14 protein-coding genes are annotated in these 16,877 nt (G+C 67.7%); 5 read left to right on the forward strand and 9 right to left on the reverse strand.

Going from position 1 to position 16,877, the window contains the following annotated elements; all coding sequences use genetic code 11:
* The first annotated feature begins 34 nt into the window (after window positions 1–34).
* Window positions 35–331, forward strand: coding sequence for a helix-turn-helix transcriptional regulator (locus G6N32_RS16745; RefSeq protein ID WP_115320547.1), 297 nt, complete (start codon window positions 35–37; stop codon window positions 329–331).
* A 27-nt stretch (window positions 332–358) separates the two neighbouring features.
* Here the strand turns inward: G6N32_RS16745 and G6N32_RS16750 are convergent, their stop codons facing one another.
* The 7 genes from G6N32_RS16750 to G6N32_RS16780 all read right to left on the reverse strand — a co-directional run bounded on the left by G6N32_RS16750 (window position 359) and on the right by G6N32_RS16780 (window position 10,960).
* On the reverse strand, window positions 359–1,219 hold the full coding sequence (locus tag G6N32_RS16750) for a TIGR03619 family F420-dependent LLM class oxidoreductase (RefSeq protein WP_115320548.1): 861 nt from the start codon (window positions 1,217–1,219) through the stop codon (window positions 359–361).
* Window positions 1,216–1,878 (reverse strand): PaaI family thioesterase, encoded by a 663-nt coding sequence (locus tag G6N32_RS16755; RefSeq protein WP_115320549.1) that lies wholly within the window; start codon window positions 1,876–1,878, stop codon window positions 1,216–1,218. The genes G6N32_RS16750 and G6N32_RS16755 overlap by 4 nt, the downstream gene beginning before the upstream one ends.
* Before the next feature lie 26 nt (window positions 1,879–1,904).
* On the reverse strand, window positions 1,905–4,877 hold the full coding sequence (locus G6N32_RS16760) for a bifunctional [glutamine synthetase] adenylyltransferase/[glutamine synthetase]-adenylyl-L-tyrosine phosphorylase (protein ID WP_163789304.1): 2,973 nt from the start codon (window positions 4,875–4,877) through the stop codon (window positions 1,905–1,907).
* Window positions 4,878–4,939: 62 nt separating this feature from the next.
* Window positions 4,940–6,280 (reverse strand): type I glutamate--ammonia ligase, encoded by a 1,341-nt coding sequence (gene glnA, locus G6N32_RS16765; protein ID WP_115320551.1) that lies wholly within the window; start codon window positions 6,278–6,280, stop codon window positions 4,940–4,942.
* Between the two features lie 58 nt (window positions 6,281–6,338).
* On the reverse strand, window positions 6,339–7,880 hold the full coding sequence (locus tag G6N32_RS16770; protein WP_410432631.1) for an alpha/beta hydrolase: 1,542 nt from the start codon (window positions 7,878–7,880) through the stop codon (window positions 6,339–6,341).
* Between the two features lie 82 nt (window positions 7,881–7,962).
* Window positions 7,963–9,507 (reverse strand): alpha/beta hydrolase, encoded by a 1,545-nt coding sequence (locus G6N32_RS16775; RefSeq protein ID WP_115321310.1) that lies wholly within the window; start codon window positions 9,505–9,507, stop codon window positions 7,963–7,965.
* Window positions 9,508–9,565: 58 nt separating this feature from the next.
* Window positions 9,566–10,960, reverse strand: coding sequence for a WS/DGAT/MGAT family O-acyltransferase (locus G6N32_RS16780; protein ID WP_115321312.1), 1,395 nt, complete (start codon window positions 10,958–10,960; stop codon window positions 9,566–9,568).
* 173 nt (window positions 10,961–11,133) lie between these two features.
* Between G6N32_RS16780 and panB the strand changes: the two genes are divergently transcribed.
* Window positions 11,134–11,976 carry a 3-methyl-2-oxobutanoate hydroxymethyltransferase gene (panB, locus tag G6N32_RS16785; RefSeq protein WP_115320552.1) on the forward strand — a complete coding sequence of 281 codons (843 nt, stop codon included), beginning with the start codon at window positions 11,134–11,136 and terminating at the stop codon, window positions 11,974–11,976.
* Here panB and G6N32_RS16790 read toward each other — a convergent pair.
* Together G6N32_RS16790 and G6N32_RS16795 are read right to left on the reverse strand one after the other, a co-directional pair.
* Entirely contained in the window at window positions 11,973–12,755 is a 783-nt protein-coding gene (locus G6N32_RS16790; protein WP_115320553.1) for an enoyl-CoA hydratase/isomerase family protein, read from the reverse strand. The genes panB and G6N32_RS16790 overlap by 4 nt on opposite strands.
* A gap of 10 nt (window positions 12,756–12,765) precedes the next feature.
* Window positions 12,766–13,374, reverse strand: coding sequence for a TetR/AcrR family transcriptional regulator (locus G6N32_RS16795; RefSeq protein ID WP_115320554.1), 609 nt, complete (start codon window positions 13,372–13,374; stop codon window positions 12,766–12,768).
* A 150-nt stretch (window positions 13,375–13,524) separates the two neighbouring features.
* Here G6N32_RS16795 and G6N32_RS16800 point away from each other — a divergent pair, with 150 nt between their 5' ends.
* The 3 genes from G6N32_RS16800 to G6N32_RS16810 are packed head-to-tail and all read left to right on the forward strand — an operon-like array spanning window position 13,525 to window position 16,864.
* Window positions 13,525–14,259 carry a DUF1989 domain-containing protein gene (locus G6N32_RS16800; protein ID WP_115320555.1) on the forward strand — a complete coding sequence of 245 codons (735 nt, stop codon included), beginning with the start codon at window positions 13,525–13,527 and terminating at the stop codon, window positions 14,257–14,259.
* Window positions 14,256–14,867, forward strand: a complete 612-nt coding sequence (locus tag G6N32_RS16805) for an urea amidolyase associated protein UAAP2 (RefSeq protein ID WP_115320556.1) — start codon at window positions 14,256–14,258, stop codon at window positions 14,865–14,867. Before G6N32_RS16800 ends, G6N32_RS16805 begins: the two co-directional genes overlap by 4 nt.
* Window positions 14,864–16,864 carry a 5-oxoprolinase/urea amidolyase family protein gene (locus G6N32_RS16810; RefSeq protein ID WP_115320557.1) on the forward strand — a complete coding sequence of 667 codons (2,001 nt, stop codon included), beginning with the start codon at window positions 14,864–14,866 and terminating at the stop codon, window positions 16,862–16,864. The genes G6N32_RS16805 and G6N32_RS16810 overlap by 4 nt, the downstream gene beginning before the upstream one ends.
* Window positions 16,865–16,877: the final 13 nt, after the last annotated feature.

Consider the following 16,877-nt stretch of genomic DNA (forward strand, 5'->3'; position numbering starts at 1 on the left):
TCTGGTGTTGCCAATGCCGAACTAGGATTCGCGTATGGCGGAGTGGACGTTCCTGACCAACCACGCTCACACTCTGCTGTGCATCGCCCGCGACCCCGGGATCCGCCTGCGGGACGTCGCCGAACGCGTCGGCGTGACCGAACGCGCTGCGCAGCGCATCGTCAGCGACCTGGTCGAGGCCGGTTACCTGGACCGGCTGCGCGAAGGCCGACGGAACTACTACCGCATCCGGGCCGATCGCCCCCTGAGACACCCCGTCGAACGGGGCCATCGCATCGGCGAGATCCTGGCGGTGCTGCACGAGCCGAAGGGCCCCGAAGTCGCGGGCTGACCAGCAGCCCGACCGCCCATCCCGACGTCAGGCGTCCAGCGCCAGATCCTTTCGGAAGCGCCGCATCCCGTCGATCTTCTCGGCGGTCGAGGCGTCCGGCCCGGAGTAGAACATCCACGGCATCGTCACGATGCCGGTGATTCCCGCTGCCGCGGCACGCTCGTAATGCGGAATCGTGAACGCATCGGTCAGGGGTGTGAGGATCTCGTATCCGTCCATGCCGAGCCCCTTTTCGGCGCGCAGCTCGCGCAGCTTGTCGACGCGCAGGATCGCCTGGTCGAGGCTGATGAGGTCGCCGATCCAGCCGTCGAGCCGGGCTGCTCGGCGCAGCGCGATGTCCGACAATCCCCCGCTGTAGATCGGGATGTGCGGCGGCGTCGGCATCATCTCCAGTCGCGGAGTCTTGTAGAACTCGCCGTCGAACTCGGTCCAGCCCGGCTGCCACAGCGCGCGCATCAGCTCGATCATCTCGTCGGTTCGCTTGCCGCGCTTGGCGAACTGCTGACCCATCAGGGTGAACTCTTCTTCGCACCAGCCGACGCCGATACCGAGCTCCACCCTGCCGTCGGCCAGATATGCCGCAGTCCCAATGGATTTCGCAGCCGAATATGGATCCCGCATCCCGGGGATGTATACCGTCGTCACGAATTTGATCTGTTGCGTGGCCTGCGCCAGCGCACCGACCAGCACCCACGGGTCGGGCCAGTCGGTGAACGGCTGCCAGCGCCGCTCGCCGTCCTTCGTGTACGGGTACGGAGTGGACAGCGTTTCCAGGTTCACCACATGGTCGGGGATGCCAAGGCCCTCGTAGCCCAGATCATCGGCGGCCTTCGCGATCTCTACGATCTCGCGGGTCTCCAGAAACGCAACGCTCACATAGAATTTCACCCTGCCACTACCTCCGAGTCGCTGCGCTCCTGCCCGCCGGACTCCCTCGCCCACACCGGCATGATGAACACTCCTTCTGCTTCTACGGTCGGTCCTTCTGCGTCGCTGAGGAATCCGCGCGCGTAGGTCTTGTAGCCTTCGGTTCGTTCGAGCCATGCCTCACCGCGCAACGGTCCCAGCGGTGTGCCTCGCAGGTACTTGAGCGTGATCGTGCCGGTGAACTTCGGCTTGCTGAGCTGGCTGGTGGCCGCCTCGCCCAGGAGCTGGTCGAGCAGTAGCGCGCAGATGCCGCCGTGCACCAACCCGGGCGGCCCCTCGTACACCGGCCCGAGGGTGAACTCGGTCCAGCACCGGCCGTCCTCGTGATGGGTGATCATCGGCGGCGCGAGCGGATTGTGCCGCCCGACAGCAGGATTGCGCCACACCACCGGAAGACCGGACTCCTCGTGGCGCAAAATCCGTGGCCGGTCGGTCGGGGTGCGTTCGAGTATCTCGCTCACCTCGTCGATGGTCTGCCTGGCCTGCGCAATGGTCTCGGCGTCGGCCCCGCTGTGCAGGCTGGCATCGATGAGCCTGCGCAACGACTCCGCCAGCGGCTCGTGCAACGCCTTCACCCGGTCAAACTCGTCGGCGCTGATGACGCCAAACTCAAAATCCATCCCCAGACCCTTAACTTCCCAGACCCTTAACTTCCGAACACCCTGAGAACCACGGCTTTTGCCCGCCGTGTCACCCGAAGGTAGTTGTCCAAAAACTCTCCGCCGTCGTCGTTGTGCCAGCCCGCGGCCACCGCGACCGCGTTGAGCTGCCGGCCCGGCCCGGGCAGCTGGTCGGTCGGCTTGCCGCGGACCAGAACCAGCGCGTTGCGCGCCGCGGTCGCGGTCAGCCAGGCCTGCCGCAACAGGTCGACGTCGTCCTCACCCAACAGTTCGGCGGCGCCGATCGCATCGAGGGTCTCCAGCGTCGAGGTGTTGTGCAGCGAGGGCACCTCGTGGGCGTGGCGCAGCTGGAGAAGCTGAACGGTCCATTCGACATCGGCCAGACCGCCGCGGCCGAGCTTGGTGTGGGTGTTGGGGTCGGCGCCGCGCGGCAGCCGTTCGGCGTCCACCCGCGCCTTGACCCGCCGAATCTCCTGCACGGCTTCGGCCGACACTCCGCCGGCCGGGTAACGCGTCTTGTCTGCCATCAACACAAAACGCAGTCCGAGATCCTGATCGCCGGCGACCGGGTGCGCACGCAGCAGCGCCTGGACCTCCCACGGCAGCGCCCATTGCGCGTAATAAGCCTCATACGAAGACAGCGTCCGCACCAGCGGACCCTGGCGCCCTTCCGGCCGGAGGTTGGTGTCGACTTCCAAAGGCGGGTCAGCGCTGGGGGTTCCGAGCAACGCGCGCACCTGCTCGGCGATCAGCACCGACCATTTGAGGGCACGGGCCTCCTCCACGCCGGGATTGGGCTCACACACGAACATCACGTCGGCGTCCGACCCATAACCCAGCTCCCTGCCGCCGAGCCGGCCCATCCCGATGACCGCGATCCTGGCCGGAGCCGCACCGCCGTCGCGGGTGTTCGCGCGTACCACCGCCTCGAGCGCCGACTGCAGCACGGCCACCCAGACCGAGGTCAACGCCGCACACACCTCGCGGACTTCGAGCATGCCGAGCAGATCCGCCGATGCCACTCGCGCCAGCTCCCGGCGCCGCAGGGTGCGCGCCGCCGCGATCGCCCGCATCGGATCGACATGGCGGCCACTGGAGGCGACCAACGCCCGGCCGACAACCTCCGGGTCGACGTCGAGCAGCTTGGGACCGGACGGACCGTCGGCATACTGCTGGATGACCTCCGGCGCCCGCATCAACAGCTCCGGCACGTAGGCCGAGGTGCCCAGCACCCGCATCAAGCGTTTGGCCACCGCGCTCTCGTCACGCAAAGTGGCCAGATACCAACGCTGTTCGGCCAGCGCCTCGCTGATCCGCCGATAGGCCAGCAGCCCACGGTCCGGATCTGGAGTGTCCGACAGCCAGTCCAGCAGCCGCGGCAACAGCACCGACTGCACCCGGCCGCGCCGACCGCTCTGATTGACCAGGGCACTGAGGTGGGTCAACGCGGTCTGCGGGCCCTCGTACCCGAGCGCGGCCAGCTGTCGTTCGGCGGCCTCCGGACTCAACCCTTCGGCAAGGCCTTCCACCGACGGACCGACCGATTCCAGCAGCGGTTGATAGAACAGCTTGGCGTGCAACCGCGACACCCGCACGTTCTGGCGCTTGAGCTCCGCCCGCAGCACGCCCAGCGAGTCGTGGGTGCCGTCAGGGCGGATATGCGCGGCTCGGGCCAGCCAGCGCAGCGACTCGTCATCGTCCGGCGGCGGCAGCGTGTGAGTTCGCTTGAGGCGCTGCAGTTGCAGTCGATGCTCGAGCAGCCGCAGGAATTCGTACGACGCGGTCAAGTTGGCGGCATCATCACGCCCGACATAGCCACCGGCAGCCAGGGCCGCCAGTGCCGGCACGGTCGAGGCGACGTGCAGGGACTCGTCGGTGCGCCCATGCACCAATTGCAATAGCTGGACTGCGAATTCGACGTCGCGCAGCCCGCCCGTCCCGAGCTTGATCTCCCGGTCGCGGAGGTCGGCAGGCACCAGCGCCTCCACCCGGCGGCGCATGGCCTGCACCTCGGGCACGAAATCGTCACGCTCGCAGGCAGTCCACACCATCGGCATGATCGCCGCCATGTACTGCTCCCCCAGCTCGGCGTCGCCGACCGCCGGCCTGGCTTTGAGCAGCGCCTGGAACTCCCAGGTCTTGGCCCACCGCTGGTAGTAGGCGAGGTGCGACTCCAGGGTCCGCACCAGGGCGCCCTGCTTGCCTTCCGGACGCAGGCCGGCGTCGACCTCGAAGAAGGTGTCCGACGCAAGCCGGATCATTTCCCCGGCGATCCGGGTGCTCACCGAGCCGGCGTCCTCACCCACGAAGATGACGTCGACGTCGCTGACGTAGTTCAGTTCGCGCGCACCGCATTTGCCCATCGCGATCACCGCGAGCCGCGGCGGCTCAGCCCCGTCCTTGCACACCGTCGCGCTGGCCACCTTCAACGCCGCACCCATGGCGGCGTCGGCGATGTCGGCGAGATGTTCACCGATCGTGGAAAACGCGGGCACCGGCTCGTTCTCCACCGTCGAGGCGGTGTCGAGTGCCGCCAGCACCAGCAAGCGGTCACGGTAGAGCACGCGCAGCGCCGGCATGACCGTCATTGGGTCCGTACCGAATTCGGCGATGCGGCCGTCGAACAGCCGCCGCAGCTCGGCGGGTTCGGGCAGCGTGACCTCACCGGAGAGCAGATGCCACGACTGGGGATTGGCGACCAGGTGGTCACCCAGAGCCAGCGACGAGCCGATCACCGCGAACAACCGGCCGCGCAGACCACGGTCCTTCAGTAGCGCGGAATTGAGCTGTGGCCAGTCATCATCCAGCGCATCGGCCAGCCGGACCATCGTCTGCAGGGCGGAGTCGGAGTCGGGTGCACGCGACAGCGACCACAACAGCTCGACATGGTCGTCGGTGTCCCAGCCCAGCCTGGCCAGATCGGCAGGCGCGGATCGCTCGACCAGACCGAGTCGGCCCACGCTGGGTACGCGCGGGCGCTGCGTCGCTGGTTTGGCCACGTGCACGACGGTATCGCAACAGCGATTCCCGGCGGCGCGACGCTCCTACCCTCCGGAACGGCCTACAGCGACAGGTACGCCTTCAGCTCGTACGGCGTGACGTTGCTGCGGTACTCCTCCCACTCCGCGCGCTTGTTGCGCAGGAAGTAGTCGAAGACGTGCTCGCCCAAGGCCTCGGCGACCAACTCGGAGCCCTCCATCTCCTGCAGGGCGATGCCCAGGCTCGACGGCAGCTCGCGATAACCCATCGCGCGGCGCTCCTCAGGGGTCAGCGTCCACACGTTGTCCTCGGCCTGCGGCCCCAGGACGTAGTTCTTCTCGATGCCGCGCAGCCCGGCCGCCAGCAGCACCGCGAACGCCAGATACGGGTTGCAGGCCGAGTCGGGGCTGCGTACCTCGATGCGGCGCGACGACGCCTTGCTCGGGGTGTACATCGGCACCCGCACCAGTGCGGAGCGGTTGGACGCACCCCACGACGCCGCGGTCGGCGCCTCGCCACCGTGCACCAGGCGTTTGTAGGAGTTGACCCACTGGTTGGTGATCGCGCTGATCTCGCTGGCGTGCTCGAGGATCCCGGCGATGAACGACTTCGCGACGTCGGAGAGCTGCAGCGGATCGTCGGGACTGTGGAAGGCGTTGTTCTCACCTTCGAACAGGCTCATGTGGGTGTGCATCGCCGAGCCCGGATATTCGGCGAACGGCTTCGGCATGAACGACGCCCGCACGCCCTCGCCGAGTGCAACCTCCTTGACGAGGTAGCGGAACGTCATCACGTTGTCGGCCATCGACAGCGCGTCGGCATAGCGCAGGTCGATCTCCTGCTGGCCGGGCGCGCCTTCGTGGTGGCTGAACTCCACCGAGATGCCCATCTGCTCCAGCGCGTCGATGGCGTGCCGGCGGAAGTTCGGCGCCGAATCGTGCACGGCCTGATCGAAGTAGCCGCCGTTGTCGGCGGGGACGGGCACCGAGCCGTCGTAGGGGCCCGGCTCGAGCAGGAAGAACTCGATCTCGGGGTGCACGTAGCAGGAGAACCCGAGGTCGCTCGCCTTGGCGAGCTGACGGCGCAGCACGTGGCGGCTGTCGGCCCAGGACGGCGAGCCGTCGGGCATCGTGATGTCGCAGAACATCCGCGCCGAGTGGTGCTGGCCCGCGCTGGTGGTCCACGGCAGCACCTGGAACGTCGACGGATCCGGGCGCGCGACGGTGTCGGATTCGAAGACCCGCGCGAAGCCCTCGATCGACGATCCGTCGAAGCCGATGCCCTCTTCGAACGCGCCTTCCAGCTCGGCGGGCGCGATCGCGACCGACTTCAGGAAGCCGAGCACGTCGGTGAACCACAGCCGGACGAACCGGATATCGCGTTCCTCCAGCGTGCGCAGCACAAATTCCTTCTGGCGGTCCATGAAGCCGAGCGTATGCAGCGGGTGTTAATTCCGTGTTACGGCGCTGCTGCAGTCGTCATCAGCAGCGCAGATTGCCCGGCACCGTCTGGTCGACGAAGTAGTTCACGATCGCTGTGTCGACGCACTGGTTCCCGTTGAACACGGCGGTGTGCTGAGTGCCGTCGAAGGTGATCAACGGTGCGTTGAGTTCTCGCGCCAGGTTGACCCCCGCCTCGTACGGCGTGGCCGGGTCGTGCGTCGTGGAGACGACGACGACGCTGCCGGGCGGCGCGGGCGTGGCGGGATGCGGTGCCGAGGTGGGCGGCACCGGCCAGAACGCGCAGATGTCGCGGGGCGCCAGACCGGTGAACTGACCGTAGGCCTGGAACGGTGCCAGCTCGCGTGTGCGGCGGTCGATGTCGGCCCACGTTGCCGAATCGGTCGGCGTGGGACCGTCGACACAGCGGACGGCGTTGAACGCGTCCTGCCCGTTGCTGTAGTGGCCGTAGGGATCGCGGCCTTCGTATTCATCGGCCAGCATCAACAGATCACCGGCGTCGGTCTTGCGTTGCAATCCCAACAGCCCGCTGGTGAGGAACTTCCAGTACTGCGGGGTGTAGAGCGCGTTGAAGGTGCCGGTGATGGCGTCCTGGTAGCTCAGGCCACGCGGGTCGGATGTCGGGGCCGGCTTGCTCACCAGCGGATCGACCAGCTGGTGGTACCGGTCCACCCAGTGCGCCGGGTCGGTGCCGAGCGGGCAGCCCGCCGACTTGGCGCAGTCGGCGGCGTAGTCGTTGAACGCCACCTGGAAGCCGGTCATCTGTTCGATGATCGAGTCGACGGTGTTCTGGGCGGGATCGATGGCCCCGTCCAGCACCATCGTGCGAACCCGGTCGGGGAACTTCTCCAGGTACGCGGTACCCAGCTCGGTGCCGTAGCTGAACCCGAGGTAGTTGATCCGGTCGTCGCCGAGGACCTGGCGGACGGTGTCCATATCCTTTGCGGCCGAATCGGTTCCGACGCCGGCCAGGAACGCGGTGCCCATCTTGTCCGCGCACTCCTTGACGTAGTCGCGGTTGATCTGTTCGATCGCAGCCACCCCGGCGGGGCTGTAGTCCACCATCGGGTTCTTCCGCCAGGCGTCGAACTGGGCGTCGGTGCGGCAGCGCACCGACGGCGTCGAGTAGCCGACCCCCCGCGGGTCGAATCCCACGATGTCGAAGTGCTCGGTGATCGGGCTGCCGGCCAACGCGAACGCCATGCCGGCGGCCGAGTCGACGGCCGAGGCGCCGGGCCCACCCGGGTTGACGAACAGCGCGCCGATGCGCTGGCCGCTGGCCGGGACCTTGATGACCGCCAACTGTGCTTGTGGCCCAGTGGGATCGGCGGCGATGATCGGCACGGGCACGGCGGTGCACTGTGCGCTCGGCAGGTCCTGGGCGTTGTCGCCCAGGAAGCGCTGGCAGCTTCCCCAGGTAACTTGTGGCGCTGTCGTCTGACCGGCTCCGGGGTTCGGCGCGGCAACAGCCGGCGGGGCCATGACACCGGCCGCCAGTGAAACACAGAGAGAACCCAAGAACGCAGCCGAGCCGAGCCGGCTCGTGCGTCGCATGGCGAACATCGTCCCACGGTTGCGCGGTCGGTATGACGGCGAGCCGGTCACACTCCGATCTCAGATGCGGTCAGATAGCGGGTATTTGACGTCAGCACGTGGCGCCGGGCGGGGGCAGCTTCAGGTCGACGAGATATGCGGCAGCGTAGTTGTCGACGCAGGTGTTGCCCTGGAAGACCACGGTGTGCTGAGTTCCGTTGAAGGTCAGCAGCGCTCCGCCGAGCTGCTTGGCCAGGTCGACGCCCGCTTGATACGGCGTCGCCGGATCGTTGGTCGTCGAGACCACCAGCACCGGCGGCAGCCCCGGCGCCTTGACCGCGTGCGGCGTGCTGGTCGGTGGCACCGGCCAGAAGGCACAGGTGCTCAGCGGGGCGTGCCCGGTGAAGTCGCCGTAGCTCATGAACGGCGCGACCTCGCGCATCTTCTTGTCTTCCTCGATCACCTTCTGGCGGTCGGTGATCGGCGGCTGGTCCACGCAGTTGACCGCGATCCGGGCGTCGGTGGCGTTGGTGTAGTGGCCCTTCGCATCCCGGCGCATGTACATGTCGGCCAGCGCCAACATGGTGTCCCCGCGGCCGTTGGTCATCTCGGTCAGACCCTGGGTCAGGTGCCGCCACAGGTTCGGCGAATAGAGCGCCATGATCGTGCCGATGATCGCGTCGCTGTAGCCCAGCCCCCGCGGATCGGAGGTCGGCAGCGGCCTGTCGACCAACGGGTCGACCAGGCTGCGGTAGACGTCGACAGCCTTGGCGGCGTCGTTGCCCAACGGGCAGCTCGGGTCCTTGACGCAGTCGGCGGCATAGTCGTTGAAGGCCTGCTGGAATGCGGCGGCCTGGTCGATGTCCGCCTGGATCGGGTCGGCGTTGGGGTCGACGGCGCCGTCGAGGATCATCGCCCGCACCTTGTCCGGGTACGCCTCGGCGTACGCCGAGCCGATCCGGGTGCCATAGGAGTAGCCGAGGTAGGTGAGCTTGTCGTCGCCGACGGCGGCGCGCAACGCATCCAGATCCTTGGCGACGTTGGCGGTACCGACGTTCTCCAGGAAGTCCTTGCCCATCTTGTCGACGCAGCGCTGCACGAAGGCCTTGGTCTGGCCCTCGATGTGTTCGACGCCCTTGGGGCTGTAATCGACCTGCGGATCGGCCCGGAGGCGATCGTTGTCGGCGTCGGAGTTGCACCACAGCGCCGGCGTCGACGAGCCGACACCGCGCGGGTCGAAGCCGACCATGTCGAAGCCCTGCCGCACCGAGCTGGGCAGGTTCTCCACGATGCTGGATGCGGCCTCGATGCCGGACTCACCCGGGCCGCCCGGGTTGATGATGAGCGAACCGATCTTCTGGCCGGTCGCCGGGAAGCGGATCAGAGCCAGCGTCGCGACAGGCCCATCCGGCTTGGAGTAGTCGACGGGCACCGCGATCTTGCCGCATTCGGCCCCGGCCGGGATCGGCAATGCGTTGCCCCCGCCGCCACCGGCCAGCCGGCATGGGCCCCACTGCACGGGTTGCCCGACCTGCGGTCCGGCGAGCACGGCCATCCCCGACACCGTGGAGCTGCAGCCGGCGCTCACGACGAGCGCGGCCACGGCGGGGAACACCAGGGCGGTGCGGACAGCGCGTGATCTCCGGTCAAGCCTCATGGCAAACATGCTGCCATGCTCGGCGGGGGTGCCTTGCACACCGACCCGCCGGGGCAGCTCATCTGGTGGCGTCGAGAAGTTCCTTCATGCCGACGGCGAAGTCGTCGGCCAGGTCCCACAGATCGGGCAGTAGCTCGGGACAACTGATCAATCCGACGTCGAGTTTGCCGTTGAGTGACATCACCGTGATGTTCAGCCCGGAGCCGTGGAAGATCGGCCCCAGCGGGTACATCGCACTGACTTCGGCGCCGAGGAAGTACAGCGGGATCTGCGGGCCGGGCACGTTGGACACCACGAGGTTGTGCACCGGGCGCGATTCGGTCAGGCTGCTTCGGGCGTAGACCCGCATGGCGATGCCGAAGACGGCAGGCCCGGCGAATTGGCTCCAGTCCTGCAGCAGGGTGGCCCCGATCGCGGAGCTGTGTTCCTTGGCGGTGGTGTTCGCTTCGGCGATGGCCTTGAGCCGTTCGGCCGGGTCGGCGATGTGAGTCTCGAGCTTGGTGAACATGCCGGATACCTGGTTGCGGCCCGGCCGGTCCGAGCGGTCGTGCACCGACACCGGGACCATGGCGACCAGGGACGACTCGGGAAGTTCGTCGCGGTCCAGCAGGTACTGCCGCAACACCCCGGCGACCAGGGCCATCACCACATCGTTGACCTTGACGCCGAAGTGGTTCTTGACCGTCTTGATGTCCTCGAAGTCCAGTTCGGCGAACGCGACGTTGCGATGGGCGGTGACGCTGGCGTTGAACTTGGTCTGCGGTGCCGCGAACGGGGCCGCCATCGCCCGGCCACCGACCGCGCGCTGGATGGTGTCGACGACGGTCGTGATGGTGCCGGGCAGCACTTTGGTGGCCAGTGTCAGGGGCCGGGTGGCGAACCGGCCCAGCCCGCCGAGCGCGATCCTCAGCTGGTTGGTGTCGCCTTGTCCGTCGACCGGGTCCGGCGGCAGAGCGTCGGGTTCGGTGCTGCACAGCTGCGACATGAGGTTGGCACCGGTCACGCCGTCGACCGCGGCGTGGTGGACCTTCGTCAGCACGGCGAGCCGTCCGCCGTTGCGGGCGTCGGTTCCGCCGACACCCTCGATGACCCAGGTCTCCCACAGCGGGTGACGGCGATCCAGCGGAAGCGACGCCAGGTGGCCGCAGATCTCCCCCAGCTCGACCCGGCCGCCCGGAGCGGGCAGTCCGATCCGATGCAGATGGCGGTCGATCTCGAAGTGCTCGTCTTCCACCCACACCGGATGATCGAGGTTGAGAAAGCTGTTGGCGAGGCGTTCACGGAAACTGGGAATTGCCTTGACGCGCAAGGCCAATTCGTCGCGTAGCCGCTCGAAGCTGTAACCGCCGGGGATCGTGGACGCGTCGAGCTCCAGGATCGAACACACATGCAGTGGCTGTGAAGGAGTTTCGAGATAGAGGAAGCTGGCATCGAGGCCACTGAGTCGCTGCAGGTGTTGCACCATGCCGCCGATCGTATGCCGGACCACCGAGACCAGGTGTGAGAAAGTCCACTTCACTGTTCGTTCACCTTTGTGTGCGGTGGTGGCACACTTGATGGCGTCAAGCGAACCCGGGGACCCGGATGGGCCTCGAGGATCGGCAAAGACGATCACTAGGGACAAAGATGTCTGAACAGACTGTCTACGGCGGCGCCTCCTCGTCGCCTGTTTCGCGCACCAAGGTCCGCACCCACCACCTGCTGAAGTGGAAGTCCGAAGGTCACAAGTGGGCGATGCTCACCGTGTACGACTACTCCACTGCCCGCGCCTTCGACGAAGCCGGTATCCCCGTGCTGCTGGTCGGCGACTCCGCGGCGAACGTCGTCTACGGCTACGACACCACCGTGGCCGTGTCGGTCGACGAGTTGATCCCCCTGGTTCGTGGTGTGGTTCGCGGCGCGGAGCATGCGCTCGTCGTGGCCGATCTGCCGTTCGGCAGCTACGAGGAAGGGCCCACCCAGGCCTTGCGCACCGCAACCCGCTTCATGAAGGAGACCGGTGCCCACGCGGTGAAACTCGAGGGCGGTGAGCGGGTCGCCGAGCAGATCGCGACCTTGAGCGCCGCAGGCATTCCGGTGGTCGCCCACATCGGGTTCACCCCGCAGAGCGTCAACTCCCTCGGCGGGTTTCGCGTCCAGGGCCGCGGCGATGCTGCGGAGCAAACCATCCACGACGCGATCGCGGTCCAGGAGGCCGGTGCGGTCGCGGTGGTGATGGAGATGGTTCCCGCCGAATTGGCCACCCAGATCACCGGCAAGCTGACGATCCCGACCATCGGCATCGGCGCCGGGCCCAACTGCGATGCGCAGGTGCTGGTCTGGCAGGACATGGCCGGACTCACCAGCGGCAAGACCGCCAAGTTCGTCAAGCGATTCGGCGATGTCGGAGACGAATTGCGCCGCGCGGCAACGCAATACGCCGAAGAGGTGGCGACCGGTGCGTTCCCGGCCGAGGAGCACAGCTTCTAGCTGAACTCGGGCGCGCGCTTGTTGAGGAACGCGTCGATACCTTCGCGGCCATCGGCGCTATCGGCGCACGCTGCGATCAGCCGGCCTTCGAGTTCCATCTGCTCCTCGAGCCCACTGCCGAACGTGGTGAGCATCAGCTTCTTGACCGCAGCACCGGAACCCTTTGCCGCAGAGGCGATCTGCTCGGCCAACACCTGAGCGCGAGCCTCCAGATCATCAGCGGGGACGACCTCGGTGACCAGACCCCAGTCGGCGGCTTCGGCCGCCTTCAACGTCCGGTTGGTGAGCATGAGCTCCTGGGTGCGGCGCACGCCGATGATGCGAGGTAGGAAGTACGACGAGCTGCCGTCGGGGCTGAGCCCGGCTTTGGTGTAGGCCATGGTGAACGACGCGGTGTCGGCGGCCAGCACCAGATCCCCCGCGACCGCGAGACTGAACCCGGCACCCGCGGCCACCCCGTTGACCGCCGTGATCACCACAGCATCCATCCGGGCCAGCGTCGAGATCGCGCGGTGCAGATCGTCGGCGATGCCTTTGACGAATCGGCCCGGACCCAGCGGGGATGCCGCCATCGCCTTGAGGTCTCCCCCGGCGCAGAAGAACCGGCCGGCGCCGGTGAGGACGACGGCCTTGATCTCGGTCACGTCGCAGCGGGCGGCGACCTGCGCGAGTTCGGCGGTCATCACGTCGTTCATGCCGTTGGCGGCCTCGGGCCGGTTCAGCACGATCCGCGCGATGGGACCGGCCTGATCGAAGGACAACGTCTGGTAGTCGCTCACGGCCGGAACGTTAGCAACCGAGGATTCGCAGGGCCGCATCGGCGATCACGGCGGGTGTCTCGGGTGTGCACTCCTCGTTGTCGGAGCGCCGGTTGATCACCGATTCGACAAGGCGGAACGGAAGGTCGTCGGCGTCGGCTATCCCGTCGCACTCGGCGATCACCTGCGCCGCGAGCGCACGGTACCGGCGCCGCAACTCCTCACGGCTGGCGCGGAACTGCGCGAACCGCTCGATGCGCAGTTCCGGCAGCAGGTAGAGCGCGCCCAGATTCCAGCGGCTGGCACACAGCTGCGAGCAGTCCGCGACCACCAGGGCCCGCAGCCGGTCGCTGGCCGGGCCGGGACCGGTCAGCAGCTCGCCGGCCAGCCGCAGAGCCTCGTCGACCGTTCCGGCCAGCAGGGCATCGAGGATGTCGTCCTTGGTGGCGAAATGGTGGTACAGCGATGCCTGGCGGATACCGACCGCGTCGGCGATCCGCCGAGTCGACGTCCCGGCGTATCCGATCGTGGTGAACAGTTCGGCGGCGGCGTCGAGGATCTCCTCGCGGGCGGTGTTGCCGGGCCGCCGGGCCTGTTCGAGCCGGGGCCGGCCGCGCCCGTCGTGGCCCTGGCTGCGCATACGTCATTCTGGCACCCACCGTCGGCGGCGAATACCTGTCACTTGATCGAAATCCAGTCAACCCAGTCGTTACACCGGCGACACTCCCCGGGAACGGCACTTGAGAAAACTTTCACTTGACAGGTAATCGGCTGACTCAGGAGTGCCACGATGACAACCGCGTCGACCGACGGCGCCCGCTCACACGCGCGTTCCCTGGCGAGCGAGGCAAGCATGCGGGTGCCCGTCCTGCCCGACGGTGTTGAGGGCGCCCGGCTGCTCTGGGCCGAATCCGTGCCCGCGGAGTCCTACGCCACCCGGGTGCTCGGCCGCGGTACCGGTCTGCGCCTGGCCGATCCCGACGGCGGCGCCTGCGCGCACCTCTTGCTGTTCCGGGCCGACGCCTCCTGGGAGCGCCTCAACGTCGCCGACACCATGAAGGTCCCGTGGCAGGCCTACCTCGGGGTGGGCCATCCGCTGCTGTCCGATCAGGGCCGGGTGCTGGCGACTGTCGTCGCCGACAGCTCCGGGCACCACGACCTGCTGTGCGGGTTGCCTGCCGCCGGCCAACCCACAATGCTGCTGGCCGCGCTCAAACACGGCATGGACAGTCGCGACGTCGCACCGTCGGCGACGCTGTTCAAGGGTGTCCGAGTCGAAGACACCGGGGCGCTGACGTTCACCGGATCGGCCGGCCCCGGCGCGGCCGTCGAGTTGCTGATCCATCTGCCCGTCATCGTCGCGGTGGTCAACACCGCCCACCCACTGGATCCGCAGCCCGCGGTGACCGGACTCGACATCGTTGCCTGGCGTGCCGACGAGGAGCTGACCACCCCGGTGAACACCGATCCCGAATACCTCCGAGCTCTGTTCAACACCGAGACCACTTGGGCGGCAGCACAATGATTCTCGACGAGATCGTCGCGGCATGCGCACCGTGGTCGGCCATCCTGCGGGCCGGCCAGTCCCTGCAGATCATCGACCTGCACGGCAATCAGGCAGTGGACACCCTGTTCTACGCCGTCACCGGTGACCGGGTCGACCCGGCCGGGCGCTACAGCGCGCAGGCCACGATCGCCGCGCAGCGCAACATCTTCCTGACCACCGGCTCGGTGCTGCGGGCTGCCGACGGCAGGCCGTTGGTCACGATCGTCGCCGACGAGGTGGGCAACCATGACACCATCGCCGGCGCCTGTTCCAAAGAATCGAACACCCTGCGCTACGGCCATCACACCGTCCATCAACATGCCTGCGCCGAGAACTTCCTCGCCGAAGCTGCCAAATGGGGTATGGGCAAGCGCGACATCGTCTCCAACGTCAACTTCTTCATGAACGTGCCCGTCGAGGCCGACGGCACCCTGGGCATCGTCGACGGCCTGTCGGCGCCGGGCAAGTCGCTCACCGTGCGCGCCGACACCGACACCCTGGTGCTGGTGTCGAACTGCCCGCAGATCAACAACCCATGCAACGGATTCGACCCCACCCCGGTGCGGATGGTGATCACCGACTCATGACCACCCTCGAAGTGCAGCGGCCGGGTCTGCTGACCACAGTTCAGGATTGGCCCGGCCGCGTCGGCTACTGGCATGTCGGCGTGCCGCCGTCGGGGCCGATGGACGATCTGTCCTTTCGCATCGGCAACCGGGTGCTCGGCAATCCCGAAGGAGCAGCCGGCCTGGAATGCACCAAAGCCGGTCCCGCGCTGAGTTTCCCCGATGGGGCGCGGGTGTGTGTCACGGGGGCCGCCGCTCCGATCACCGTCGACGGCGAGCCGGTGCCGCAGTGGCAGTCGGTGGCGGTACCGCCGGGTGGGGTGCTGGACGTCGGGGTGATCGACGGCCCCGGCATGCGCTGCTACGTGCTGATCGCCGGCGGTGTCCATGAAGCCGAATATCTAGGTAGCACAGCGACATTCACATTGGGATGCTTCGGCGGCCACGATGGTCGCCCGCTGCGCGCCGGCGACCGGCTGACGATCGGTGACGATCCCGGGTCGGCCACGGCCCGGCCGGCCCGCGCCGCCATCGACGAACAGCCCGCGATCGGTCACCGCTGGCAACTCGCGGTCACCGAAGGCCCACACGGTGCGCCGGAATTCTTCACCCGCGCCGACATGGCGACGATCGTCGGCACGGACTACACGGTGCACTTCAACTCCGATCGCACCGGTGTCCGCCTGGTGGGCCCGAAACCGCAGTGGGCCCGGACCGACGGCGGCGAAGCCGGTCTGCACCCGTCGAACATCCACGACAACGCCTACTGCGTAGGAACTTTGGACTTCACCGGAGACACCCCGATCCTGCTCGGGCCCGACGGCCCCAGCCTCGGCGGGTTCGTCTGCCCGGTCACCGTCGTGCGCGGCGACCGCTGGAAGCTCGGACAGATGGCACCCGGCGACACCGTGCGGTTCGTCCCGGTGCGCGCCGACCGAGCTCCCTCGCTGGGCAGTATCGGCGCCGACCGGCGGGCGTCGATGCCGCTGGTGATCTCGACCTCCAGCGACGCCGACGACGGTGTGCTGACCCGATTCGTCGGCGCCGAGGGCACCGACGTGACCGTCCGCCGTGACGGCGACGGCGGTGTGCTCGTCGAATACGGGCCCATGGTGCTCGACCTGGCGATGCGCGCCCGCGTCCACGTTCTGTACGAATCACTCTCGGCCAGTGCGGTTCCCGGTGTGACCGAACTGACGCCGGGCGTGCGATCGCTGCAGGTTCAGTTCGACCCGGCCGTGCTGAGCGCGCCCGAGTTGGTCGACCTGCTGGCCCGCACCGAGGAATCCCTGCCCACCACCGACCAGCTGGTGGTGCCGAGCCGCACCGTACGTCTGCCGCTGTCATGGGACGACCCCGCCACCCACGAGGCTATTGCACGCTATATGCATGGCGTGCGCGCCGACGCGCCGTGGTGCCCGTGGAACATCGAATTCATCCGGCGTATCAACGGTTTGGCCGATGTGCAGCGGGTGCACGACACCGTCTACGACGCCCAGTATCTGGTGCTGGGCCTCGGCGATGTCTACCTCGGCGCACCGGTGGCCACGCCGCTGGATCCCCGCCACCGGCTGGTGACGACCAAGTACAACCCGGCACGCACCTGGACACCGGAGAACGCCGTCGGGATCGGCGGGGCCTACCTGTGCATCTACGGCATGGAAGGCCCCGGCGGCTACCAGTTCGTCGGCCGCACCACCCAGGTGTGGAACCACCGCCATCCGCTGGACTCGCGCTCGTTCGAACCCGGAACACCGTGGCTGCTGCGCTATTTCGACCGGATCGGCTTCTATCCGGTCAGCGCCGAGGAACTGCTGGACCTGCGCGCCGACATGGCCGCGGGCCGTGGTTGCGTCGACATCGCCGAGGGAACCTTCTCGATGCCGGACTATCAGCGCTTCCTGACACTGAACGCCGACGGCATCGCCGAGTTCCGGGCCCAGCAGGCCGAGGCGTTCACCGCCGAACGCCGGGCCTGGGATCAGGCCGGCGAGTTCGCCGGGCAGTTGGCCAGCTGACCTTCTGTTCACC

Source organism: Mycolicibacterium aichiense, assembly GCF_010726245.1.
Lineage (GTDB): Bacteria > Actinomycetota > Actinomycetes > Mycobacteriales > Mycobacteriaceae > Mycobacterium > Mycobacterium aichiense.

Coding starts and splice junctions, on each gene's coding strand:
- G6N32_RS16795 (WP_115320554.1), bottom strand. CDS start 13,374: ATGCGCAGCCAGGGCCACGACGGGCGCGGCCGGCCCCGGCTCGAACAG.
- G6N32_RS16745 (WP_115320547.1), top strand. CDS start 35: ATGGCGGAGTGGACGTTCCTGACCAACCACGCTCACACTCTGCTGTGC.
- G6N32_RS16800 (WP_115320555.1), top strand. CDS start 13,525: ATGACAACCGCGTCGACCGACGGCGCCCGCTCACACGCGCGTTCCCTG.
- G6N32_RS16810 (WP_115320557.1), top strand. CDS start 14,864: ATGACCACCCTCGAAGTGCAGCGGCCGGGTCTGCTGACCACAGTTCAG.
- panB (WP_115320552.1), top strand. CDS start 11,134: ATGTCTGAACAGACTGTCTACGGCGGCGCCTCCTCGTCGCCTGTTTCG.
- G6N32_RS16770 (WP_410432631.1), bottom strand. CDS start 7,880: ATGTTCGCCATGCGACGCACGAGCCGGCTCGGCTCGGCTGCGTTCTTG.
- G6N32_RS16775 (WP_115321310.1), bottom strand. CDS start 9,507: ATGAGGCTTGACCGGAGATCACGCGCTGTCCGCACCGCCCTGGTGTTC.
- glnA (WP_115320551.1), bottom strand. CDS start 6,280: ATGGACCGCCAGAAGGAATTTGTGCTGCGCACGCTGGAGGAACGCGAT.
- G6N32_RS16805 (WP_115320556.1), top strand. CDS start 14,256: ATGATTCTCGACGAGATCGTCGCGGCATGCGCACCGTGGTCGGCCATC.
- G6N32_RS16755 (WP_115320549.1), bottom strand. CDS start 1,878: ATGGATTTTGAGTTTGGCGTCATCAGCGCCGACGAGTTTGACCGGGTG.